The sequence below is a fragment of the Thauera aminoaromatica S2 genome (assembly GCF_000310185.1).
GTDB lineage: Bacteria > Pseudomonadota > Gammaproteobacteria > Burkholderiales > Rhodocyclaceae > Thauera > Thauera aminoaromatica.
Window position 1 is genome coordinate 13,496 of sequence record NZ_AMXD01000025.1, and the last position, 21,780, is coordinate 35,275.

The 21,780-nt window shown below is 67.9% G+C and carries 19 protein-coding genes and 1 pseudogene; 19 read left to right on the top strand and 1 reads right to left on the bottom strand.

The annotated features are described in order from the left end of the window. A complete protein-coding gene (locus tag C665_RS06165) occupies positions 1-1,719 on the bottom strand; it encodes a 2-oxoacid:acceptor oxidoreductase subunit alpha (protein ID WP_012585756.1) in 1,719 nt (572 codons plus the stop codon). A 318-nt stretch (positions 1,720-2,037) separates the two neighbouring features. Here C665_RS06165 and had point away from each other — a divergent pair, with 318 nt between their 5' ends. The 19 genes and pseudogenes from had to flhF form a co-directional block, all read left to right on the top strand. Further along, a complete protein-coding gene (gene had / locus C665_RS06170) occupies positions 2,038-3,105 on the top strand; it encodes a 6-hydroxycyclohex-1-ene-1-carbonyl-CoA dehydrogenase (protein ID WP_004303023.1) in 1,068 nt (355 codons plus the stop codon). A gap of 52 nt (positions 3,106-3,157) precedes the next feature. Then, on the top strand, positions 3,158-4,291 hold the full coding sequence (oah, locus tag C665_RS06175) for a 6-oxocyclohex-1-ene-1-carbonyl-CoA hydratase (RefSeq protein ID WP_004303024.1): 1,134 nt from the start codon (positions 3,158-3,160) through the stop codon (positions 4,289-4,291). Further along, positions 4,291-5,067 (top strand): cyclohexa-1,5-dienecarbonyl-CoA hydratase, encoded by a 777-nt coding sequence (locus tag C665_RS06180; protein ID WP_004303025.1) that lies wholly within the window; start codon positions 4,291-4,293, stop codon positions 5,065-5,067. The genes oah and C665_RS06180 overlap by 1 nt, the downstream gene beginning before the upstream one ends. Positions 5,068-5,069: 2 nt before the next feature. Next, positions 5,070-6,230, top strand: coding sequence for a benzoyl-CoA reductase subunit C (gene bcrC, locus C665_RS06185; RefSeq protein ID WP_004303026.1), 1,161 nt, complete (start codon positions 5,070-5,072; stop codon positions 6,228-6,230). A gap of 2 nt (positions 6,231-6,232) precedes the next feature. Continuing rightward, positions 6,233-7,531, top strand: a complete 1,299-nt coding sequence (gene bcrB, locus C665_RS06190; RefSeq protein WP_004303027.1) for a benzoyl-CoA reductase subunit B — start codon at positions 6,233-6,235, stop codon at positions 7,529-7,531. Between the two features lie 10 nt (positions 7,532-7,541). Then, positions 7,542-8,858 (top strand): benzoyl-CoA reductase subunit A, encoded by a 1,317-nt coding sequence (gene bcrA, locus C665_RS06195; protein ID WP_004303028.1) that lies wholly within the window; start codon positions 7,542-7,544, stop codon positions 8,856-8,858. A 2-nt stretch (positions 8,859-8,860) separates the two neighbouring features. Next, complete coding sequence (bcrD, locus tag C665_RS06200; protein WP_004303029.1) at positions 8,861-9,709, top strand: benzoyl-CoA reductase subunit D; 849 nt, start codon at positions 8,861-8,863, stop codon at positions 9,707-9,709. 25 nt (positions 9,710-9,734) lie between these two features. Then, entirely contained in the window at positions 9,735-9,977 is a 243-nt protein-coding gene (locus C665_RS06205; RefSeq protein ID WP_004303030.1) for a YfhL family 4Fe-4S dicluster ferredoxin, read from the top strand. A gap of 58 nt (positions 9,978-10,035) precedes the next feature. After that, positions 10,036-10,500, top strand: coding sequence for a GNAT family N-acetyltransferase (locus C665_RS06210; protein WP_004303031.1), 465 nt, complete (start codon positions 10,036-10,038; stop codon positions 10,498-10,500). A gap of 35 nt (positions 10,501-10,535) precedes the next feature. Beyond that, positions 10,536-11,081 carry a GNAT family N-acetyltransferase gene (locus tag C665_RS06215; RefSeq protein WP_004303032.1) on the top strand — a complete coding sequence of 182 codons (546 nt, stop codon included), beginning with the start codon at positions 10,536-10,538 and terminating at the stop codon, positions 11,079-11,081. Positions 11,082-11,156: 75 nt separating this feature from the next. Then, complete coding sequence (gene fabG / locus C665_RS06220; protein WP_012585753.1) at positions 11,157-11,867, top strand: 3-oxoacyl-ACP reductase FabG; 711 nt, start codon at positions 11,157-11,159, stop codon at positions 11,865-11,867. A gap of 186 nt (positions 11,868-12,053) precedes the next feature. Continuing rightward, positions 12,054-13,202, top strand: coding sequence for an ABC transporter substrate-binding protein (locus tag C665_RS06225; RefSeq protein WP_004303034.1), 1,149 nt, complete (start codon positions 12,054-12,056; stop codon positions 13,200-13,202). Between the two features lie 114 nt (positions 13,203-13,316). Further along, on the top strand, positions 13,317-14,354 hold the full coding sequence (locus tag C665_RS06230; protein WP_004303035.1) for a branched-chain amino acid ABC transporter permease: 1,038 nt from the start codon (positions 13,317-13,319) through the stop codon (positions 14,352-14,354). Further along, positions 14,351-16,165, top strand: coding sequence for a branched-chain amino acid ABC transporter ATP-binding protein/permease (locus C665_RS06235; protein ID WP_004303036.1), 1,815 nt, complete (start codon positions 14,351-14,353; stop codon positions 16,163-16,165). Before C665_RS06230 ends, C665_RS06235 begins: the two co-directional genes overlap by 4 nt. Beyond that, positions 16,165-16,932 (top strand): ABC transporter ATP-binding protein, encoded by a 768-nt coding sequence (locus C665_RS06240; protein ID WP_004303038.1) that lies wholly within the window; start codon positions 16,165-16,167, stop codon positions 16,930-16,932. The genes C665_RS06235 and C665_RS06240 overlap by 1 nt, the downstream gene beginning before the upstream one ends. A gap of 155 nt (positions 16,933-17,087) precedes the next feature. Further along, on the top strand, positions 17,088-17,555 hold the full coding sequence (locus C665_RS06245; RefSeq protein WP_040828669.1) for a DUF192 domain-containing protein: 468 nt from the start codon (positions 17,088-17,090) through the stop codon (positions 17,553-17,555). Positions 17,556-17,762: 207 nt separating this feature from the next. Beyond that, positions 17,763-18,905, top strand: coding sequence for a flagellar biosynthesis protein FlhB (gene flhB / locus C665_RS06250; RefSeq protein WP_004303041.1), 1,143 nt, complete (start codon positions 17,763-17,765; stop codon positions 18,903-18,905). Between the two features lie 10 nt (positions 18,906-18,915). Further along, the gene (gene flhA, locus C665_RS06255; RefSeq protein ID WP_004303043.1) at positions 18,916-21,018 is read left to right on the top strand and encodes a flagellar biosynthesis protein FlhA; all 2,103 of its coding nucleotides are present in this window, start codon (positions 18,916-18,918) and stop codon (positions 21,016-21,018) included. Between the two features lie 521 nt (positions 21,019-21,539). Further along, positions 21,540-21,780: pseudogene (flhF, locus tag C665_RS06260) on the top strand (flagellar biosynthesis protein FlhF); the annotation flags it as partial.

A 21,780-nucleotide genomic window follows, 5' to 3' on the forward strand; every position in this document is an offset into this window, starting at 1 on the left:
TCAGCTCCAGTCGGCCAGTTGGCGGAAGATTTCGTTCGGACGGATCGGCAGCGGGCCGGGCCGGTGGAAGGCGCGCACGCTCCCCGGGAGGTCGTAGTGGGCGCGCAGGTAGCGGTGGAACTGGGCGCCATGGCTCTGCTCGACCACGAGCACGCGCGCCACGCCCGCGAGCGCGGCGGCGAGCTGCTCCGGACGCACCGGCGAGATCAGGCGGATCGACACCAGGCGGGCACGCCCGCCGCTGGCGCGGAAGCGCTCGAGCGCCTCGCGCACCGGCCCGGTGGTGGACCCCCAGGTCAGCACGGCGATGTCGCCGTCGCCCTCGATGTCGGCCCAGTGCGTGCCGTAGTCGTGCAGGGCGAGCTTGCGCAGACGCTTGTCGAGCTGGGCGCTGTGGTCGGCCGCGCCGCTGGACGGCGTGCCGAACTCGTTGTGCTCGAGGCCGTCGGCGGTGTACTGGTAGCCCTTCATGCCGGGTACGGCCATCGGCGAGACGCCCGACGCGGTGTTGGTGTAGCGGCGGTAGCGTTCGGCCGCCTCGCCCTCGGGCATCAGGCGGACCGCGCGCAAGCCGGGATCGGCGGGCGGCGAGATCGTCGCCCGGCTCTGGCCGAGGGACTGGTCGGAGAGCACGATCGCGGCGGTCTGCAGGGTATCGGCGAGATGGACCGCCCACTGCGTGGCGAAGGCGCAGTCGGCGAGCGAGTTGGGCGCCACCACCAGGTGCGGGGCGTCGCCGTGCAGGCCGTAGAGCGCGATGTTGAGGTCGCTCTGCTCGGATTTCACCGGGATGCCGGTGGAGGGGCCGCCGCGCATCACGTTGACCACGGTGATCGGGGTCTCCGAGGCGACCGCGAGGCCGAGCGATTCGGTCATCAGCGCCAGGCCGGGGCCGGAGGTGGCGGTCAGCGAGGGCACGCCGGCGTAGGAAGCGCCGATGATCTGGTTGATCGAGGCGAGCTCGTCCTCGGCCTGCACCAGCACGCCGCCGAGCTTGGCGAGGTTGGGTGCGAGCCACTCCAGCACCTCGGTGCCCGGGGTGATCGGATAGGCGGCGACGAAGCGGATGCCGCCGCGCACCGCGCCGAGACCGGCGGCCTCGTTGCCGGTGATGCTCCACAGGCGCTCGCTCTGGCCCTGGGCGGTGGCCAGGCGGGGGCAGGGCGGCAGGTCGGCCGCGAAGGCCATGCCTGCACGCACCGATGCCTCGCTGGCGGTGCGCGCGGCCTCTCCCTTCTTGGCGAGCGAGTCGCGGACCACACCGAGCACGGCGTCCTCGGGAAGGCCGACGAGGCCGGCGACCGCGCCCAGGGCGATCATGTTGGGGCGCCCGCCCTCGATCGTCTTGGCCATCTTCTTGAACGGGATGTCTGCCGACCGCGTGCCCTTGGCGCGGATGGCCTCGGGGAATTCGCCGCCGTCGGGATCGCCGACGACCAGGCTATCGGCGGTCATCGGGATCTCGGCGGAGAAGCGCCCGACGTTCTCCCAGTCGATGGCGACCAGCAGATCATATTGATCGTCGTGCGACTGCACCGGCGACGTAGACAGACGCATCATCGCGGCGGCCTCGCCGCCGCGGATCTGCGCGCCCGACGAGCGGGTCATGTAGGCATACCAGCCGGCACGGCCGGCGGCGTCGAGCAGCATGTTGCCTGCGGTCATCACCCCCGCGCCGCCGCTGCCGGCGAATGTTATCGATACCGATCGGGCTGTCATCCTCGTTCTCCAATGTTCGACCTTCGACCGGCGGGTGCCGGCGCGGTCCTGTTCAGGGCCCATGCGCGCGTCCCCCTCGGGTGAAGCGGGCACGGCGCCGACCGGAGGCTGGTTGGGTTGCAGCGCCGCCTTCGCAGCGCTCACCTCCGATGTGTCGAAGTTTACGTTGACGCAAACGTCAATCTGTTGACTTTGGTCAACTGCCCTCCTGCCGGCCTGATTTAACTTTGCATCCAACGCGGCGGCAGGAAGCAGTCGATCCAGTCGCCAATCAGATCGATCAAAGTTGACGCGAACGTAAACGGAAGGAGTGGGTAGATGAGCACCAAACCGTATCGCTGGATGATGGTGGAGCCGGGTCGGCCGATGGTCCGCACCGAGTTCGAGATCGGCGAGCTGGCCGCCGACCAGGTGGTGGTCGAGGTCGCCGGCTGCGGCGTCTGCCACACCGATCTCGGCTACTACTACGACGGCGTGCGCACCAACCAGCCGCTGCCGCTCGCGCTCGGCCACGAGATCAGCGGCCGGGTGGTGGGCGCGGGCAGCGCGGCGGGGCAGTGGGTCGGCCGCGCGGTGGTCGTGCCGGCGGTGATGCCGTGCGGGACCTGCGAGCTCTGCACGTCGGGACACGGCACCATCTGCCGCGCCCAGGTGATGCCCGGGAACGACATCCAGGGCGGCTTCGCCTCCCATATCGTGGTGCCGGCGCGCGGCCTGTGCGCGGTCGATGAGAAGCGCCTCGCCGCCGCCGGACTGCAACTCGCCGACGTGTCGGTGGTGGCCGACGCGGTCACCACGCCCTACCAGGCGGTCACGCAGGCCGGAGTCGAGCCTGGCGACGTCGCGATCGTGATCGGGGTGGGCGGCGTCGGCGGCTACGCGGTGCAGATCGCCAACGCCTTCGGTGCGAGCGTGGTGGCGATCGACGTCGATCCGGCCAAGCTCGAATTGATGTCGAAGTACGGTGCGGCGCTGACGCTCAATGCGCGCGAGGTGACCGGACGCGACCTCAAGAAGGCGATCGAGGCGCACGCCAAGGCCAACGGCCTGCGCACCACGCGCTGGAAGATCTTCGAATGCTCGGGCAGCGGTGCCGGCCAGACCAACGCCTATAGCCTGATCAATCACGGCGCGACGCTCGCGGTGGTCGGCTTCACGATGGACAAGGTCGAGGTTCGCCTCTCCAACCTGATGGCCTTCCATGCCCGCGCGCTCGGCAACTGGGGCTGCCTGCCCGAGTACTACCCGGCCGCGCTCGACCTGGTGCTCGACGGCCGCATCAACCTCGCCAATTTCGTCGAGCGCCACCCGCTCGCGCAGATCAACGAGGTCTTCGAGGCGGCTCACGCGCACAAGCTCAGCCGCCGCGCGATCCTGACCCCCTGATCCCGCACCCCCTACCAATCCGACAAGAGAGCAGACAGAGGAGCCATACGAGATGAAAGAAACGACGCAACGCGTGATCGATCAGACTGCGCCCAAGCACTTGGTCGACCATAACCTGGTGCCCGAGACGGTGGTGCCGGGCGTGATCTACGAGAAGCGCCCCGCGCGCAATCTCCAGGGCGAGGTGGTGCCGGGCCTGTACAACGCCTGGATCTGGCTGGACAACCCCAAGCAGTACAACTCCTACACCACCGACATGGTGAAGGGCCTGATCCTTGCCTTCCGTGCCGCGTCCTGCGCCCGCGACGTCGCCACGGTGGTGTTCACCGCGGTCGGCGACAAGGCCTTCTGCACCGGCGGCAACACCAAGGAATACGCCGAGTACTACGCCGGCAACCCGCAGGAATACCGCCAGTACATGCGTCTTTTCAACGACATGGTGTCGGCGATCCTGGGCTGCGACAAGCCGGTGGTGTGCCGCGTCAATGGCATGCGCATCGGTGGCGGCCAGGAGATCGGCATGGCGGCGGACTTCACCGTCGCCCAGGACCTGGCCAACTTCGGCCAGGCCGGCCCCAAGCACGGCTCGGCCGCGATCGGCGGTGCGACCGACTTCCTGCCGGTGATGATCGGCTGCGAGCAGGCGATGGTGTCCGGCACCCTGTGCGAGCCGTTCTCGGCGCACAAGGCCTACCGCCTCGGCATTTCCTCGCAGATCGTCCCCGCGCTCAAGATCGATGGCAAGTTCGTCGCCAACCCGCTGGTCATCACCGACCGCTACCTCGACGAGTTCGGCCGCATCATCCACGGCGAGTTCAAGACCGGCGACGAACTGGCCGCCGGCAAGGAGCTGCTCAAGCGCGGCGAGATCGACCTTTCCCTGCTCGACGAGGCGGTCGAGAAGCTGTGTGCCAAGCTGATCTCCACCTTCCCCGAGTGCCTGACCAAGAGCTTCGAGGAGCTGCGCAAGCCCAAGCTCGATGCCTGGAACCGCAACAAGGAGAACAGCCGCGCCTGGCTCGCGCTCAACATGATGAACGAGGCCCGCACCGGCTTCCGCGCCTTCAACGAGGGTACCAAGGAGACCGGCCGCGAGATCGAGTTCACCGACCTCCGCCAGGCGCTCGCCGTCGGCACGCCCTGGACGCCCGAGCTGATCGAAAGCCTGATGCCGGGGGCGAAGTGATGGGCGAGGCGATCAACCCGCTCAAGGCCTGGCTGGAGCGCGACGGCGGCCTGCTCCGCCTGCGCCTGGCGCGGCCCAAGGCGAACATCGTCGATGCCGCGATGATCGGCGCGCTGCAGCAGGCGCTCGGCGCCCACCTCGGTTCGCCCGCGCTGCGCGCGGTGCTGCTCGATGCCGAGGGCCCGCACTTCAGCTTCGGCGCCAGTGTGGACGAGCACATGCCCGAGCAGTGCGCGCAGATGCTGAAGACCCTGCATGCGCTGGTGCGGCAGATGCTCGACAGCCCGGTGCCGATCCTGGTCGCGATCCGCGGCCAGTGCCTCGGCGGCGGGCTCGAGGTGGCGGCGGCGGGCAACCTGCTCTTCGTGGCGCCGGATGCGCGCCTGGGGCAGCCGGAGATCCGCCTCGGCGTGTTCGCGCCTGCGGCCTCCTGCCTGCTGCCGCCGCGCGTCGGGCAATCGCGTGCCGAGGAGCTGCTGTTCTCGGGGCGCAGCATCGACGGCGCCGAGGCGCACCGGATCGGGCTGGCCGACGTGCTCGCCGACGACCCCGAGGCGGCCGCGCTGAAGTGGTACGACGAACATCTTGCTGCGCTGAGCGCCAGCTCGCTGCGTTTCGCGGTTCGGGCCGCACGCTGCGACCGGGTGCCGGCGATCAAGCAAAAACTGGAAACCGTGGAGGCCATGTATCTCGAGGAGCTGATGGCCAGCCACGATGCGGTGGAAGGTCTACGGGCCTTTCTTGAGAAGCGTTCTGCAAACTGGGAGAACCGTTGACCATGAGTACGGCAGACATCATCGCGCGCTGTGAAGCGCTCTACGAAGACCTCGATTTCACCGCCGCAAGGAAGTGGAAGGAGGCCGACCCCTCGCGCAAGGTAATCGCCTACATGCCGGTGTATGTGCCGCGCGAGATCATCCACGCCGCGGGCATGCTCCCGCTCGGCATCATGGGCGGAGGCGACGGCCTGGAGGTGATCCACGGCGACGCCTACTACCAGAGCTACATCTGTCGCATCCCACGCTCGACCATCGAGCTGGGGCTGTCCAAGCGCATGGATTTCGTCGACGGCATGCTGTTTCCCAGCATCTGCGACGTGATCCGCAACCTGTCCGGCATGTGGAAGCTGCTGTTCCCGGGCAAGTACGTGCGCTACTTCGACGTGCCGCAGAACTATCGCGACGACGTCGGTGGCAGCTACTACACCAACGAGCTGAACGAACTGCGTGAAGGCCTCGAGCACCTCTCCGGGCGCAAGATCACCGACGACGCGCTGCGTGCCTCGATCGCGGTCTACAACGAGAACCGCAGGCTGGTGCAGGCGGTGTACGGCATGCGTTCCCGCGAGCCGTGGAAGGTGCCCTCGTCCGAAGTCTATCTGCTGATGCGCGCCGGCCTCGTGCTGCCGGTGGAAGAGCACAACCAGATGCTGAGCGAATACCTCGCCGCAGCCGAGAATGTGAAGGCATCCAAGCGCGACAACTGCCGCGTGGTCATCAACGGCTCGTTCTGCGAGCAGCCGCCGCTCAACCTGATCAAGTCGATCGAGCTCGCCGGCTGCTACATCGTCGATGACGACTACATGATCGTGCATCGCTGGCTGCGCAATCCGGTCTCGACCGGCGGTGATCCGATGCAGAACCTGTCGCTCGCCTTCCTGCACGAGTCGATCGCCACCGCCGCGAAGTACGACGACAAGGAAGAGGACAAGGGCAAGTACCTGCTCGAGCAGGTTCGCAGCAACGCCGCGGAGGGTGTCATCTTCGCCGCGCCCAGCTTCTGCGACCCGGCCCTGCTCGAGCGGCCGATGCTGGCCGACCGCTGCTCCGAGCACAACGTCCCCTACATCTCGTTCAAGTACGCGGAAAACTCGGGCCAGATGCAGCCGATCCGCGAGCAGGCCGGCACCTTCGCCGACTCCATCAAACTCTGGAGCTAATCATGAGCGCAGCCACCTCCCCCGAAGTCATCAAAGAACCCTCGATGGTGAAGCAGAAGGAGATGATCGCCGGCAACTACGATCGTCTCACCGGCACCAAGGAGTCGGGCGAGAAGGTCGTGTCGACCTTCGTCCCGGGCAACCTGAACGAGCTGATCATGTGCTTCGACATGGTCAACAACCTGCCCGAGACCAACGCCATCCAGAACGGCATGCGCAAGGTTTCCGGCGGCATGATCATGGACGCCGAGAAGGCGGGCCACTCCGAGGACGTGTGCACCTACGTCAAGGCCGACATCGGCATGATGGGCCGCGGCAACATCGCGCCCAACGGCAAGCCGATGCCCGCGCCGGACATGCTGCTGCTGTCCTACACCGGCTGCTTCACCTTCATGAAGTGGTTCGAGCTGCTGCGCCACGAGTACAAGTGTCCGACGGTGATGCTGCAGATCCCGTATCAGGGCGACGGCAAGATCACCAAGAACATGCGTGACTTCGTGGTCAAGCAGCTCAAGGAAGAAGTCATCCCGATGTTCGAGAAGGTCTCGGGCGTCAAGTTCGACATCGACCGCCTGCGCGAATACCTGAAGAACTCGGCCAAGGCCGAGGACAACCTGGTCTGGGTGCTGGAGAGCGCGAAGAACCGTCCCTCGCCGATCGATGCCTACTTCGGCGGCGTGTACTACATCGGCCCGATGTTCACCGCCTTCCGCGGCACCACCGACGCGGTCGAGTACTACGACCTGGTGCGCAAGGAGATCGAGCAGCGCATCCGCGAGGGCAAGGGCCCGATCACGCCCGAAGGCGACATGAAGGAAGAGAAGTACCGCCTGGTCGTCGAGGGTCCGCCGAACTGGACCAGCTTCCGCGAGTTCTGGAAGCTCTTCTACGACGAGGGCGCGGTGGTGGTGGCGAGCTCCTACACCAAGGTGGGCGGCCTCTACGACCAGGGCTTCCGTCACGACCCGAACGATCCGCTGGGCACGCTGGCCGACTACTGCCTGGGTTGCTACACCAACAACAACCTGCCGCAGCGCGTCGAACTGCTCGAGAAGTACATGAACGACTACCAGGCCGATGGCCTGCTGATCAACTCGATCAAGAGCTGCAACAGCTTCTCGGCGGGTCAGCTGCTGATGATGCGCGAGATCGAGAAGCGGACCGGCAAGCCGGCGGCGTTCATCGAGACCGACCTCGTCGATCCGCGCTACTTCTCCCACGCAAACGTCAAGAACCGTCTGGAAAGCTACTTCCAGATGGTCGATCAGAAACGCAGCGGCGCGTCGCTGGCAGCCGCGTAAGGAGCGAACCATGGAATGTTTCGTCGGAATTGATCTGGGGTCCACCACGACCAAGGCGGTCGTCATGGACGACAAGGGGCAGGTGCTCGGTCGCGGCATCACCAACTCGCGCTCGAACTATGACACCGCCGCACGCGTCTCCAAGCTCGAGGCGTTCATCGATGCGCGCCTGAGCCTGATCCGTCGCGAGCTCGAGAAGGTGCCGGCCGTCGCCGGTCGGGTAGACGAGATCCTCGCCGGCCTGACGCGCAACTTCCGCCGCGAGCAGTTCGTCGAGCAGCTCGGCGACCTCGAGCAGACCTGCATCGCCAACGTCGAAGGCCCGCGCTTCGCCGGCAAGGAAAAAGTGATCGTCGGTGCGCTGACCGAAGTCTTCCGCCGCCTGCGCGAGGAAGAAGCCGACAAGCTGTTCGCACCCACGGCGCAGCGCAAATCGGACTTCTTCCGCGATCTGGCCGGTTCGCGCTTCATGCAGATCGGTGAGGAAGTGGCGCGCGATGCCGGGATCCCCTTCGACACCCTGCTGCACATGTACGACAAGTCGATCATCGAGGTCGAGAACCGTCCGCCTTCGGGTGACATGAACCGCAAGTTCCGCACCGCGATGGAGCGGGTTCGTGGGGAGATGTCCAGCGCCCTCGACACCGCCGCGCTCGGCGCGCCGATCGATGCGGCGCTCGATGTGGACATGGTCGAGCGCTATGTGGTCGGCACCGGCTACGGCCGCGTCCGCCTGCCCTTCCCGAAGGAGCACATCCGCTCCGAGATCCTCTGCCACGGCCTGGGCGCCCACCTGATGTATCCGAAGACCCGCACGGTGCTCGACATCGGCGGCCAGGACACCAAGGGCATCCAGATCGACGAGAAGGGCATCGTGGTGAACTTCCAGATGAACGACCGCTGTGCCGCCGGCACCGGCCGCTATCTGGGCTACGTCGCCGACGAGATGAACATGGGCCTGCACGAACTCGGCCCGCTCGCGATGAAGGCGACCAAGTCGATCCGCATCAACTCGACCTGCACCGTGTTCGCCGGCGCCGAGCTGCGCGACCGCCTGGCGCTGGGCGACAAGCGCGAGGACATCCTCGCCGGCCTGCACCGCGCCATCATGCTGCGCGCGATGTCGATCATCTCGCGCTCGGGCGGCATCACCGACGAGTTCACCTTCACCGGCGGCGTGGCCAAGAACGAGGCCGCAGTCAAGGAGTTGCGCCAGCTCGTCAAGGAAAACTACGGGGAGGTGAAGATCAACATCGACCCCGATTCGATCTATACCGGTGCGCTTGGGGCTTCCGAATTCGCCCGTCGCGCCGTCGTGGAGGCTTGAAAATGACCATCACCGCAGGCATCGACATCGGCACCGGCGCCGTCAAGACCGTCCTCTTCCGCGTCGAGGGCGACAAGACCGAGTGGCTGGGCAAGCGCAACGACCGCATCCGTCAGCGCGATCCCTTCAAGCTCGCCGAGGAGGCCTACCACGCGCTCCTCGAGGAGGCCGGCCTCAAGGCGTCCGACGTGGATTACGTCGCCACCACCGGCGAGGGCGAGAGCCTCCACTTCCACACCGGCCACTTCTACTCCATGACGACCCATGCGCGTGGCGCGGTCTACCTCAACCCGGAAGCGCGCGCGGTGCTCGACATCGGCGCGTTGCACGGGCGGGCGATCCGCAACGACGAGCGCGGCAAGGTCGAGACCTACAAGATGACCAGCCAGTGCGCCTCGGGCTCGGGGCAGTTCCTCGAGAACATCGCGCGCTACCTCGGCATCGCCCAGGACGAGATCGGCTCGCTGTCGAACCAGGCCGACAACCCCGAGGTGGTGTCGAGCATCTGCGCGGTGCTGGCCGAGACCGACGTCATCAACATGGTGTCGCGCGGCATCACGGCGCCCAACATCCTGAAGGGCATCCACATCTCGATGGCCGGTCGCCTGGCCAAGCTGCTCAAGTCGATCGGCGCGCGCGAGGGCGTGGTGCTCTGCACCGGCGGCCTGGCGCTCGACGAGGGCCTGCTCAACACCCTCAACGAGTCGGTCAAGGAGCAGAAGATGAACGTGACTGCGTTCAACCACCCGGACTCGCCCTTCGCCGGTGCGATCGGCGCGGCCCTGTGGGGTGCCTTCCGCCACGAGAAACTCGCGCGCCTGGGCGGGCAGCAGCTCGCCGCCGCGGCCTGAAACCAGCCTACAGGAGGAAGCCATCATGGCCCTGCTCATCAATGACGACTGCACCGCGTGCGATGCCTGTGTCGAGGAGTGCCCGAACGAGGCGATCACCGCCGGCAACCCGATCTACGTGATCGATCCGGGCAAGTGCTCCGAGTGCGTCGGTGCCTTCGACGAGCCGCAGTGCAAGCTCGTCTGCCCGGCCGACTGCATCAAGGATCACCCGGACTACCGCGAATCGCAGGACGAACTGCAGGCCAAGTACGACAGCCTGCACTGATCCACCGGCGGAGGGGGCCGATGGCGGCCCTCCGCCCCAGTCATCTCAGGGAGACGCAATGACTGCGAATACCGAAATCAAGCTGCGGCCGCTGGCCGCCGGCGACCTGGCGGCGGTCACCCGCCTCGACGCGACCAATGGCGGCGAGAGCCGCGCCGGCTTCTTCGAGCGCCGCCTCCAGGCCGAGCAGCAGAGCCCCACGGGATTCTTCTCCTGCGTGGCCGAGCGTGGCGGCGAGGTCGCCGGTTTCCTGCTGGGCCACCTGCTCGACGGCGAATTCGGCGGCCTGGAACGCGTCGCGGTGCTCGACGCCGTGGCGATCGACCCCGCGGCCCAGCGCCAGGGCCTCGCCCGCAAGCTGGTCGGCGAGTTCGACCGCAGCGCGCGCGAACGCGGCGCCAGCGAGATGCGCACCCAGGCGCAATGGGATCGTCCCGGTCTGGTCGAGTTCTTCTCCGCGGCCGGCTTCCGCCTGTCGCCGCGGCTGGTGCTCGAGCGCCCGACCGAATACGTGAACTTCTGAGTTCACGTCCGGAAACGACAACCTGGAGATCAGCGATGACCACGCGTCCGCATCCCACCACCAAGCAACTGCTGGACCAGTTCAACACCGAGCCCGACTACAGCGACGCCAGCCAGGATGACGCCGAAGCCTTGTCGCGCGACCGCATCCCGGTGCGCTCGCTGACCGCGGCCGACTTCGACGCCGTCGTGCGCATCGACCGCCGCACCACAGGCCACGACCGCAGCGCCTACTACCGGCGCAAGTTCGACGAGGCCCTCGGCGAGTCCGGCGTCCGCGTCTCGGTCGTCGCCGAGCAGGACGGCATGGTCGCCGGCTTCCTGATGGCGCGGGTCGACTTCGGCGAGTTCGGCCGCGCGGCCACTGCTGCCGTGATCGACACCATCGGCGTCGATGCGGCGGCCAGCGGCAAGCACGTCGGCCGTGCGCTGGTGTCGCAGCTGCTCGCCAACCTGACCTCGCTGCACGTCGAGTCGGTGCGCACCGAGGTCGAGTGGAACCGCTTCGACCTGCTGCGCTTCCTCGACCGCTGCGGCTTCCGTCCCGGCCAGCAGCTCTCGCTGTCGCGCCCGCTCGTCTGAGCGCTCGGCATCAACCGGCCCGGGGTCCGCGCAAGCGGGCTCCGGGCATATGCACATCCAGAGGGGAAGCGGCTCATGGGTTTTAGCGGAGAACTGGCTGGGAAGGTGGCGATCGTCACCGGCGGCGCGCGCGGGATCGGACGCACGATCACCGACGCGTTGGTCGCCTCCGGCGCGCGCGTGCATGTCTTCGACATGACCGACAGCAACGAGTCGGCGGGCGTGCTGCATCGGGTGAATGTGGCCGACGCGCAGTCGGTGGCCGACGCGGTGGCGCAGCTGCCCGAGCCGGCGACGTTGCTGGTCAACAACGCCGGCATCACGCGCGACCGCAGCCTGCTCAAGATGAGCGACGAGGAATGGCGCTCGGTGCTCGACGTCAACCTGAGCGGCGCATTCCACATGCTGCGCGCCTGCGCGCCGGGCATGATCGCGGCCGGCCGCGGCCGGGTCGTCAACATCACCTCGATCAACGGCCTGCGCGGCAAGTTCGGCCAGGCCAACTACACCGCGGCGAAGGCGGGCATGATCGGCCTCACCAAGACCGCGGCGCGCGAACTCGGCCCCAAGGGCATCACCGTCAACGCGGTTGCGCCCGGCATGGTGATGACCGAGATGGCGCGCGCGCTGCCGGCCGAGGTGCTCGAGCGCGCGCTGCAGGAGTCGGTGATGCGCGAGCTCGCCACCCCGGACGATATCGCCGCAGCCGTCGTCTTCCTGCTCTCGGACATGGCGCGCATGATCACCGGCGAGGTCATCCGGGTGGACGCCGGGCAGTACGTCTGAAACATCGCAAAGCGGCCTGGGAAGCCGCTTTGCGCGTAGCATGCATCACGCCCGCAGGGCCCGGAATCGTCTACCATTGAGGCGCTTTTCGTGGAACTGCAGGTATCGGGTTTCATCGGGTGGCAAGAAGGGCGGCCCGTCATGGTCAGGCTGGTCGCCTAATCCATAACGACCGGAGGAGATACCATGAAACTGAAGAAGACGCTGTTCGTCGCGCTCGGTCTTGCCTTTGCGGCGGGCGCCGCCCATGCCCAGCTCAAGGTGGGCATCACCGTCTCGGCCACCGGGCCGGCCGCCTCGCTCGGCATCCCCGAGCGCAACACCGTCGAGCTGATGCCCAAGGAGATCGCCGGGCAGAAAGTCACCTACGTCGTCCTCGACGACGCCTCGGACACCACCAGCGCGGTCAAGAACATCCGCAAGCTGGTCTCCGAGGACAAGGTCGACGTGGTGCTCGGTTCGACCACCTCGCCCAACTCGCTCGGCATGATCGACGTCGCCGCCGAATCGCAGACCCCGATGATCGCGTGGGCGGCCTCCAGCCGCATCGTCGAGCCGGTGGACGAGAAGCGGCGCTGGGTGTTCAAGACGCCGCAGAACGACTCCCACATGTCGACCGCGATCGTCTCCCACATGACGAGCAACAACGTCAAGAACGTGGCCTTCATCGGTTTCGCCGACGCCTATGGCGAGGGCTGGTACGAGCAGTTCAAGTCGGTCGCCGAGGCGCGCGGGATCAAGATCGTCGCCAACGAGCGCTTCACCCGCACCGACACCTCGGTTACCGGGCAGGTGCTCAAGATGATGGCGGCCAAGCCCGACGCCATGTTCATCGCGGGCTCGGGCACGCCGGCGGCGCTGCCGCAGAAGACGCTCAAGGAGCGCGGCTGGTCGGGCAAGGTCTACCAGACCCACGGTGTGGCGAACAACGACTTCCTGCGCGTCTGCGGCGCCGACTGCGAGGGCACGCTGCTGCCCGCCGGTCCGGTGCTGGTCGCCGAGCAGTTGCCCGACAACAACCCGGTCAAGGCGAGCGCGATGACCTACATCAAGGCCTACGAGGCGGCGCACGGCAAGGGCAGCGTGTCGACCTTCGGCGCCCACGCCTGGGATTCCGGCGTGATGCTGCAGGCGGCCGTTCCCGCGGCGCTCAAGAAGGCCCAGCCCGGCACCGCCGAGTTTCGTGCGGCGCTGCGCGACGCGCTCGAGAACATGAAGGAGGTCCCCGGGGCCCACGGCGTGTTCACGATGGGTCCGAACGACCACCTCGGCCTCGACCAGCGCGCGCGCGTGATGGTGCAGATCCAGAAGGGCGCCTGGAAGCTCGTCCAGTAAGCGGTGCTCCCGCGCGGTCGCCGGGCTTGCGGCCCGGCGGCCGCGCCGTTCCCATCAGTCGGTCCACTCGATCGCGCTTCGGCTTCCGGCCGGGGCGCGCGGAGGCTCGCGTCCATGGATTTTCAGATTGCACTGATCCTCGGTCAGGACGGCATCACCAACGGCGCCATCTATGCGCTGCTAGCGCTCGCGCTGGTACTGGTGTTCGCTGTCACCCGGGTGATCTTCATCCCGCAGGGAGAGTTCGTCGCCTACGGCGCGCTCACGCTTGCGATGATCGGTAACGGTGTCTTCCCCGCCACGGCCTGGCTGCTGCTCGGTGCCGGGGTCGCCGTCGCCGCCCTCGACGGACTCGGGGCGCTGCGTGCCGGGCAGGCGCGCAAGCTGCCGAGCGTCTTCGCGGTCAATATCGGCTACCCGCTTGCGGTCCTTGCCCTGCTGCGCCTGTTGCCGCTAACCGAACTCGGCCTCGCGGTGCAGATCCTGCTCACCATGCTGGTGGTGGTGCCGCTCGGACCGATGATGTACCGCATCGTCTTTCAGCCGATCGCCGAGGCCACGGTCCTGGTGCTGCTGATCGTCTCGGTCGCGTCCCACGTCGCGATGGTGGGCCTGGGCCTGCTGTTCTTCGGCGCCGAGGGTTACCGCACGCCGCCGCTCTCGGATGCGAGCTTCGAGGTCGGCCCGCTGACGGTGAGCGGGCAGACGATCTGGGTGATTGCGGCTTCGGTCGTGCTGATCGTCGCGCTCGCGCTGTTCTTCGGCCGCACGATCTACGGCAAGGCCTTGCGCGCCACCGCGATCAACCGCAACGGCGCCCGCCTGATGGGGATCCCGCCCGCGCTCGCCGGCAAGCTCACCTTCCTGCTCGCCGCGCTGATCGGCGTGCTGTCGGGCGTGCTGATCTCGCCGATCACGACGATCTACTACGACAGCGGCTTCCTGATCGGCCTCAAGGGTTTCGTCGCCGCGATCATCGGCGGGCTGGCGAGCTATCCGCTCGCAGCCTTCGGCGCGGTGCTGGTCGGCCTGCTCGAATCCTTCAGTTCGTTCTGGGCGAGCGCCTACAAGGAGGTCCTGGTGTTCACGCTGATCATCCCGGTTTTGGTCTGGCGCTCCCTGACCAGCCACCACGTGGAGGAAGAGGAATGAAACCCGCGCTCTCTCCGCGCCTGGTGATGGCCGCGTTCGTCGCTCTGCTGGCGGTGGCGCCGCTGGTGCTGTCGGCCTTCTACGTCACGCTGCTCAACTACATCGGCCTGTATGCCATGGTCGCGCTCGGGCTGGTGCTGCTCACCGGTGTGGGCGGCCTGACCAGCTTCGGCCAGGCCGCCTTCGTCGGCCTCGGCGCCTACACCACCGCGCTGCTCACCACCTCGGCGGAACTGCCCGGCTGGCTGGCCTGGGCGGGCGGCTCGCCCTGGCTCGCCCTGCTCGTCGGGCTGGTGCTCACCGTCGTGGTGGCCTTCCTGATCGGCAAGCTCACCCTGCGCCTGTCCGGGCATTACCTGCCGCTGGCGACCATCGCCTGGGGCCTGAGCCTGTACTTCCTGTTCGGCACCATGGGCTTTCTGGGCGGCCACACCGGCCTCACCGGCATCCCGCCGATCTCGCTGTTCGGCTACGAGCTGCGCCAGGGCGAGGAGGTGTATTACCTGGTCTGGCTCTTCGTGCTCGCCGGCGTGCTGACCACCAGCAACCTGCTCGACTCGCGCGAGGGCAGGGCGATTCGCGCACTCAAGGGCGGCATGGTGATGGCCGAGGCGATGGGCGTCGACACCGCGCGCTCGCGCATGGTGATCTTCATCCTCGCCGCCTTGCTCGCTTGCGCCTCGGGCTGGCTGTACGCGCACATGCAGCGCTTCGTGAATCCGACGCCATTCGGCCTGCACATCGGCATCGAGTATCTGTTCATGGCGGTCGTCGGCGGTGCGGCCCACGTCTGGGGCGCGCTCGTCGGCGCGGGCGTGATCACCGTGCTCAAGCAGTGGCTGCAGGACCTGCTGCCCAAGCTCTTCGGCACCAGCGGCAACTTCGAGGTGATCTTCTTCGGTGTGCTGATGGTGCTGGTGCTGCACAAGGCACGCGGCGGGCTGTGGCCGATCCTGGTGTCGGGGTTCAAGCGCTTCATCCCGGTCGCGGCACAGCGTCGGGCGGTCGATCGCGATGCGTTGGCGCTACCGCGGCGCGAGCTGCCGGCCGCCGGCAGCCTGCTGCTCGAGGCCAAGGCGGTCACGCGGCGCTTCGGCGGCCTGCTCGCCAACAACAACATGAGCCTGGAGGTGCGGGCGGGCGAGATCCTCGCCCTGATCGGTCCCAACGGCGCGGGCAAGAGCACGATGTTCAACCAGGTTTCGGGCGTGGATACGCCGACCTCGGGCGAGGTCCGTTTCCTCGGCGAGTCGGTGGTCGGCAAGGGCTCACGCGCGATCGCGCGCATGGGCATGAGCCGCACCTTCCAGCACGTGCGCCTGCTGCCCACCATGAGCGTACTCGAGAACGTCGCCATCGGCGCCCACATGCGCGGCACGAGCGGCGTGCTGTCGGCGGCGTGGCGGATGGACCGCGCCGAGGAGGCGCGCCTGCTCGCCGAGGCTGCGCGCCAGATCGAGCGCGTGGGCCTGGGCGAGCACATGTTCGACGAGGCCGGCAGCCTCGCGCTCGGCCAGCAGCGCATCCTCGAGATCGCGCGTGCGCTCGCCTCCGACCCCTGCCTGCTGCTGCTCGACGAGCCTGCCGCCGGTTTGCGCTACAAGGAGAAGGAAGCGCTCGGCGACCTGCTGCGCAAGCTGCGCGGCGAAGGCATGGGCGTGCTGCTGGTCGAGCACGACATGGACTTCGTGATGGGCCTGGTCGATCGCGTGGTGGTGATGGAGTTCGGCGAGAAGATCGCCGAGGGCCTGCCGGAGGACGTGCAGCGCGACCCGGCCGTGCTCGCGGCCTATCTCGGAGGAGAAGACTGATGGCGACGAAGAACCTTAGCGATCGCCCGGTACTGCGGGTCGAAGGCCTGTGCGTTTCCTACGGCAAGGTCGAGGCGCTCACCGACGCCAGCATCACGGTCGGGGAGGGCCAGATCGTCACCGTGATCGGCCCCAACGGCGCCGGCAAGACCACCATGCTGTCGGCGATCATGGGGCTGCTGCCCTCGCGTGGTCGCATCGAGTTCGACAGCGTGGCGATGGTGGCGCCGGAGGTCGAGACCATGGTCGCGAGCGGGATGAACCTGGTCCCGGAGAAGCGCGAGCTTTTCGGCGAGATGAGCGTCGAGGACAATCTCGTGCTGGGTGCCTTCCAGCGCTACCGCATGGGCTTGCGCGACCACGCGCAGACCATGGAAGAGATCTTCGCGCTCTTCCCGCGCCTGCGCGAACGTCGCACGCAGATGGCCGGCACCCTCTCGGGCGGCGAACGCCAGATGCTGGCGGTCGGTCGCGCGCTGATGGCCAAGCCCAAGCTGCTGATGCTCGACGAGCCCAGCCTGGGGCTGGCGCCGCTGATCACGCGCGAGATCTTCCGCATCGTCACGCAACTGCGCAGCCGCGGGGTGTCCATCCTCCTGGTCGAGCAGAACGCCCGGGCTGCGCTGCAGGTGGCCGACTACGCCTACGTGCTCGAGACCGGCGGGATCGCCATGGAGGGCCCCGCCTCCGAGCTCGCCGGCGACCGGCGCGTGATCGATGCCTACCTCGGCGTGGGCGGCAAGCATCAGGAGATGCTGGCGACGTAAGGAGTGAGGCGTGAGGTGCGAGGCGCGGTGGGTCCGGGGGCGCTCGCGGACTTCCCGGCTGTGGCGGTTCCGCTCCTTGCGCCTCACGTCTCGCGCCTTACTCCTCGGCGCGCGCTAAACTCGCGGCCTCCATGCTTTTTCGGGCCTGTTCCGCGATGAAGAAACGCTCCTCCGTTCTCCGTTCCTCGATCGCCTCGGTCCTGTGCGCGGCCGCCTTCTCCGCCGCGGCGCAGGGGGGGGGCGCCAGCCTGCCGGTGGCCGAACTCGGGGCCGGCATGTACCGCATCGAGGCCGAGGTCGCCCATACCGCAGAGGCACGCCAGACCGGGCTGATGCACCGCGTGGCGATGCCGCTGCATCGCGGCATGGTGTTCGTGTTTCCGGAGGAGGGGGCGCACTGCATGTGGATGCGCAACACGCATCTGCCGCTCTCGGTCGCCTTCATCGATGCCAGGGGGAAGATCCTCAACATCGAGCGCATGGCGCCGCGCACCGAGGTCAACCACTGCGCGGCCGCGCCGGCGCGCTTCGCGCTCGAGATGAACGCCGGCTGGTTCGAAGAGCGCGGGATCGCTGCGGGTGCGCTGCTGCGCGGTATCGACCGCCTGCCCGCGCCGCGCTGAAGGGCGCCCGGGCGGATCGAAAGCCCGCGCCGGGACACGGCCGGGATGATCGGCGCGGTCTCGGCGGCGCTCGCACAAAGCGCCGAATTGCGCCGCTTTCCACCACGTTTTCTGCGTCCGGCCCTTGCCGGCATCGGCCGATAATCCGCACACGTCGCCGCGCGCCCGTATTCCTGCGGTGCGGCGCGACGGCGGACGGAGCCGGCCGTGGCCGAAGACAGCGACCTCGAGAAGACAGAAGACCCCTCGTCACGCAGGCTGGAACAGGCGCGTGAGGAAGGCCAGGTCCCGCAATCGCGGGAGCTGTCGACCTTCCTCGTCACCATGACCGGTGCGGCGACCTTGCTGTTGCTCGGGGGCTGGATGGCGGGGCGGGTGATGGGGCTGTTCCGCGACGGTTTCGCCTTCGACCGCCGCGCCGCCTTCGACGAGAACGTCATGCTCGACATGCTCGAGCGCATGCTCGGCGGCGCGCTGCTCACCCTGATGCCGCTCTTCGTCGCGCTGATGGTCGCCGCAGTGGCTGCGCCGATGGTGCTCGGCGGTCTGGTCTTCGCACCCAAGGTGCTCGGGCTCAAGTTTGACCGCCTCGACCCGCTGCAGGGGCTGGGGCGCATGTTCTCGCTGCACGGGCTGGTCGAGATGTTCAAGGCCATCCTGAAGTCCGTACTGGTCGGCGGCGTGGCCGCCCTGGTGCTGTGGTACGAGTTCGAGCACCTGTTCAGCCTGATGGTCGAGCCCCTCGAGACCGGCATGGCGGATTTTTCCGCCACCATCGTCTTCGCCACCCTGCTGATCGTACTCAGCCTCGGCCTGCTCGCCGCGATCGACGTGCCCTTCCAGCTCTGGCAGTACCACAAGAAGCTGCGCATGACGAAGGAAGAGGTCAAGCGCGAGAGCAAGGAGCAGGAAGGCGACCCGATGATCAAGGGCCGCATCCGCGCGATGCAGCGCGAGATGGCGCGCCGTCGCATGATGGCCGAGGTGCCCAAGGCCGACGTGGTGGTCACCAACCCGACCCATTTCTCCGTCGCCCTCAAGTACGACGCCGCGAAGATGGGCGCGCCGGTGGTGGTCGCCAAGGGGCGGGGAGAGCTCGCCCTCAAGATCCGCGAGATCGCGAAGGAGAGCGAAGTCCCGCTGCTCGAGGCGCCGCCGCTTGCGCGCGCGCTATACAAGCATTGCGAGCTCGAGCAGGCGATCCCGGCCGCGCTGTACACCGCGGTCGCCGAGGTGATGGCCTATGTCTATCAGCTCGACGCCTGGATGAAGCAGGGCGGCCTGCCGCCTGCCGCCCCCACTGCCTTGCCGGTGCCCGTCGGGATGGATCCCGGCGTGCCCGCGGAATGAAGCCTGAACCATGGCCCTGAACGACACCCTCAAGCTGCGCCAGCTGCTCGCGCCTGCCAACCTGCGCCCGCTCGCCGCGCCGCTGCTGATCCTCGTCATCCTGTCGATGATGGTGCTGCCGCTGCCGGTCTTCCTCCTCGACGTCTTCTTCACCTTCAACATCGCGATCTCGGTGATGGTGATGCTGGTGGCGATGTACTCGACGCGGCCGCTGGACTTCTCCGTTTTTCCCACCGTGCTGCTGGTCACCACGCTGCTGCGCCTGTCGCTCAACGTCGCCTCCACCCGCATCGTGCTGCTAGAGGGTCACGCCGGTCCGGATGCCGCCGGCAAGGTGATCGAGGCCTTCGGCAACTTCCTCGTTGGCGGCAACACCGCGGTCGGGCTGGTGGTGTTCATCATCCTCACCGTGATCAACTTCGTGGTGATCACCAAGGGCGCGGGCCGCATCGCCGAGGTGTCGGCGCGCTTCACCCTGGACGCGATGCCGGGCAAGCAGATGGCGATCGACGCCGACCTCAACGCCGGCCTGGTCGACGAGAAGGAGGCCAAGCGCAGGCGCAAGGAGATCGCGCAGGAATCGGACTTCTACGGCGCCATGGACGGTGCGTCCAAGTTCGTGCGCGGCGACGCGGTCGCCGGCATCATCATCCTGGCGATCAACATCATCGGCGGCCTCTTCGTCGGCATCATGCAGCACGACATGGCGGTGGGCGACGCCGCCCACACCTATACCCTGCTCACCATCGGCGATGGCCTGGTGGCGCAGATCCCCTCGCTGATCGTCTCGGTCGCGGCCGGTCTGGTGGTGTCGCGGGTGGGCGACGAGGGCGATGTCGGCGGGCTGGTGATCGGCCAGCTGTTCTCCAATCCGCAGGTCATGGTGCTGACCGCGGCGATCATCGGCGTGCTCGGCCTGATTCCGGGCATGCCCAACCTGGTCTTCCTGCTGCTCGCGGCCACGCTCGGCGGCATGGCCTGGATGCGGCGCAAGCGCATCGCCGAGGAAGCCGCGGCCGCCGCCGCGCCCGAGGCCGCGGCGCAGGTGCCGATGCCCGCCGCCGACAATCTGGAGGCGAGCTGGAACGACGTCTCGCAGGTGGACGTGCTCGGGCTGGAGGTCGGCTACCGGCTGATCCCGATGGTCGACAAGGGCCAGGACGGCGAGCTGCTCAAGCGCATCCGCGGCCTGCGCAAGAAGTTTGCCCAGGAGGTCGGTTTCCTGTCCGCGCCCGTGCACATCCGCGACAACCTCGAGCTCAAGCCCAACGGTTACCGGCTCGCCCTCAAGGGCGTCGAGGTCGGCAGTGGCGATGCCTATCCTGGCCAGTTCCTCGCCATCAACCCGGGGCGCGTGTCCGGCCCGCTTGCCGGACGCGAGACCACCGACCCCGCCTTCGGGCTGCCCGCGGTGTGGATCGACGCCTCGATGCGCGAGCAGGCGCACGCGCTCGGCTACACCGTGGTGGACGCGAGCACCGTGGTGGCGACCCACCTCAACCACGTCATCCTCAACCACGCCGCCGAGCTGCTCGGCCGCCAGGAGACCCAGGCCCTGCTCGACCACCTCGGCAAGGAATCGCCCAAGCTGGTCGAGGACCTCGTGCCCAAGCTGCTGCCGCTCGGCACCGTGCAGCGCGTGCTGCAGAACCTGCTCGAGGAAGGCGTCAACATCCGCGACATGCGCAGCATCATCGAGGTGCTCGCCGAGAACGCGCCGCGCGTGCAGGATCCGGCCCAGCTCACCACCCGGGTGCGCGAGGCGCTCGGCCGCGCCATCCTGCAGGGCCTGTTCCCGGGCAATGCCGAGGTCCAGGTGATGGCGCTCGAGCCCGGGCTGGAGCGCATCCTGATGCAGGCCATGGCTGCGGGCGGCGAGGGCGGGGCGATCGAACCGGGCCTGGCCGATACCTTGCTGCGCCAGACCGCGCAGATCGCCCAGCGCCAGGAGGATGTCGGCTTGCCGCCGGTGCTGCTGGTGCCCGCGCAACTGCGCCTGCTGCTGTCGCGCTTCCTGCGCCGCGCCGTGCCGTCGCTGAAGGTCGTCTCCAACAGCGAGGTGCCGGAGAACCGCACCATCCGTGTCACCGCGATGGTGGGCGCGCAGGGCTGAGCACCCACGCGCCTGCGGAGTCGCCGTGGGAGCGACGCAAGTCGCGATCAGGCGGTTCGTCCGTGTTGGAGCGGATTCCGTGCGCCGCGATCGCGACTCGCGTCGCTCCTACGAAGAACCACTGCGTGCGGAGTCTCCTCCGCAGGCGCGACGCAAGTCGCGATCAGGCGGTTCGTCCGTGTCGAGGCGGATTCCGTGCGCCGCGATCGCGACTCGCGTCGCTCCTACGAAGAACCACTGCGTTCGGCGTCTCCTCCGCAGGCGCGACGCGAGTCGCGATCAGGCGGTTCGTCCGTGTCGGAGCGGATTCCGTGCGCCGCGATCGCGACTCGCGGCGCGCCTGCGGACAATGCTCGCGCTTCCCGGCACGGCTGCGGGGCCAAGATCGCTGCCGCCGGTGCGCGCTCCCCGTCTCCCGAATTGACCCCGGAAACCCGCTTTATTCCACCCCAGGCGCTTGACCCGGCATCGCGATAATCCTCATCAAGCAGTGGTCGACGACGGCCACCGGGAGATTCGCCATGAACGTCAAACGCTACTTTGCCCCCACCGCCCGCGAGGCGCTCCGCGCGCTCAAGGAAGCCCTCGGTCCGGATGCGATCGTGCTGTCCAACCGCGCCGTCGAAGGCGGGGTGGAGATCCTCGCGCTGCCGGGCGAGGCGGTCGGCGCGCTGCAGGCGGCCAATCGGGCGGCGGTGGTGGCGCGTGCGGGTGGGGAGGTCCGGCCGGCAGCGGTCGAGATGCCGGCCGCGGCGGCGCGCA

Excerpts from the sequence above, each read along its gene's own strand:
- C665_RS06245 (WP_040828669.1), top strand. The coding sequence starts at position 17,088 with ATGAAGAAACGCTCCTCCGTTCTCCGTTCCTCGATCGCCTCGGTCCTG.
- C665_RS06215 (WP_004303032.1), top strand. The coding sequence starts at position 10,536 with ATGACCACGCGTCCGCATCCCACCACCAAGCAACTGCTGGACCAGTTC.
- bcrB (WP_004303027.1), top strand. The coding sequence starts at position 6,233 with ATGAGCGCAGCCACCTCCCCCGAAGTCATCAAAGAACCCTCGATGGTG.
- C665_RS06165 (WP_012585756.1), bottom strand. The coding sequence starts at position 1,719 with ATGACAGCCCGATCGGTATCGATAACATTCGCCGGCAGCGGCGGCGCG.
- had (WP_004303023.1), top strand. The coding sequence starts at position 2,038 with ATGAGCACCAAACCGTATCGCTGGATGATGGTGGAGCCGGGTCGGCCG.
- bcrD (WP_004303029.1), top strand. The coding sequence starts at position 8,861 with ATGACCATCACCGCAGGCATCGACATCGGCACCGGCGCCGTCAAGACC.
- C665_RS06205 (WP_004303030.1), top strand. The coding sequence starts at position 9,735 with ATGGCCCTGCTCATCAATGACGACTGCACCGCGTGCGATGCCTGTGTC.
- fabG (WP_012585753.1), top strand. The coding sequence starts at position 11,157 with ATGGGTTTTAGCGGAGAACTGGCTGGGAAGGTGGCGATCGTCACCGGC.
- bcrC (WP_004303026.1), top strand. The coding sequence starts at position 5,070 with ATGAGTACGGCAGACATCATCGCGCGCTGTGAAGCGCTCTACGAAGAC.
- C665_RS06180 (WP_004303025.1), top strand. The coding sequence starts at position 4,291 with ATGGGCGAGGCGATCAACCCGCTCAAGGCCTGGCTGGAGCGCGACGGC.
- C665_RS06235 (WP_004303036.1), top strand. The coding sequence starts at position 14,351 with ATGAAACCCGCGCTCTCTCCGCGCCTGGTGATGGCCGCGTTCGTCGCT.
- C665_RS06210 (WP_004303031.1), top strand. The coding sequence starts at position 10,036 with ATGACTGCGAATACCGAAATCAAGCTGCGGCCGCTGGCCGCCGGCGAC.
- C665_RS06240 (WP_004303038.1), top strand. The coding sequence starts at position 16,165 with ATGGCGACGAAGAACCTTAGCGATCGCCCGGTACTGCGGGTCGAAGGC.
- C665_RS06225 (WP_004303034.1), top strand. The coding sequence starts at position 12,054 with ATGAAACTGAAGAAGACGCTGTTCGTCGCGCTCGGTCTTGCCTTTGCG.
- oah (WP_004303024.1), top strand. The coding sequence starts at position 3,158 with ATGAAAGAAACGACGCAACGCGTGATCGATCAGACTGCGCCCAAGCAC.
- bcrA (WP_004303028.1), top strand. The coding sequence starts at position 7,542 with ATGGAATGTTTCGTCGGAATTGATCTGGGGTCCACCACGACCAAGGCG.
- flhA (WP_004303043.1), top strand. The coding sequence starts at position 18,916 with ATGGCCCTGAACGACACCCTCAAGCTGCGCCAGCTGCTCGCGCCTGCC.
- C665_RS06230 (WP_004303035.1), top strand. The coding sequence starts at position 13,317 with ATGGATTTTCAGATTGCACTGATCCTCGGTCAGGACGGCATCACCAAC.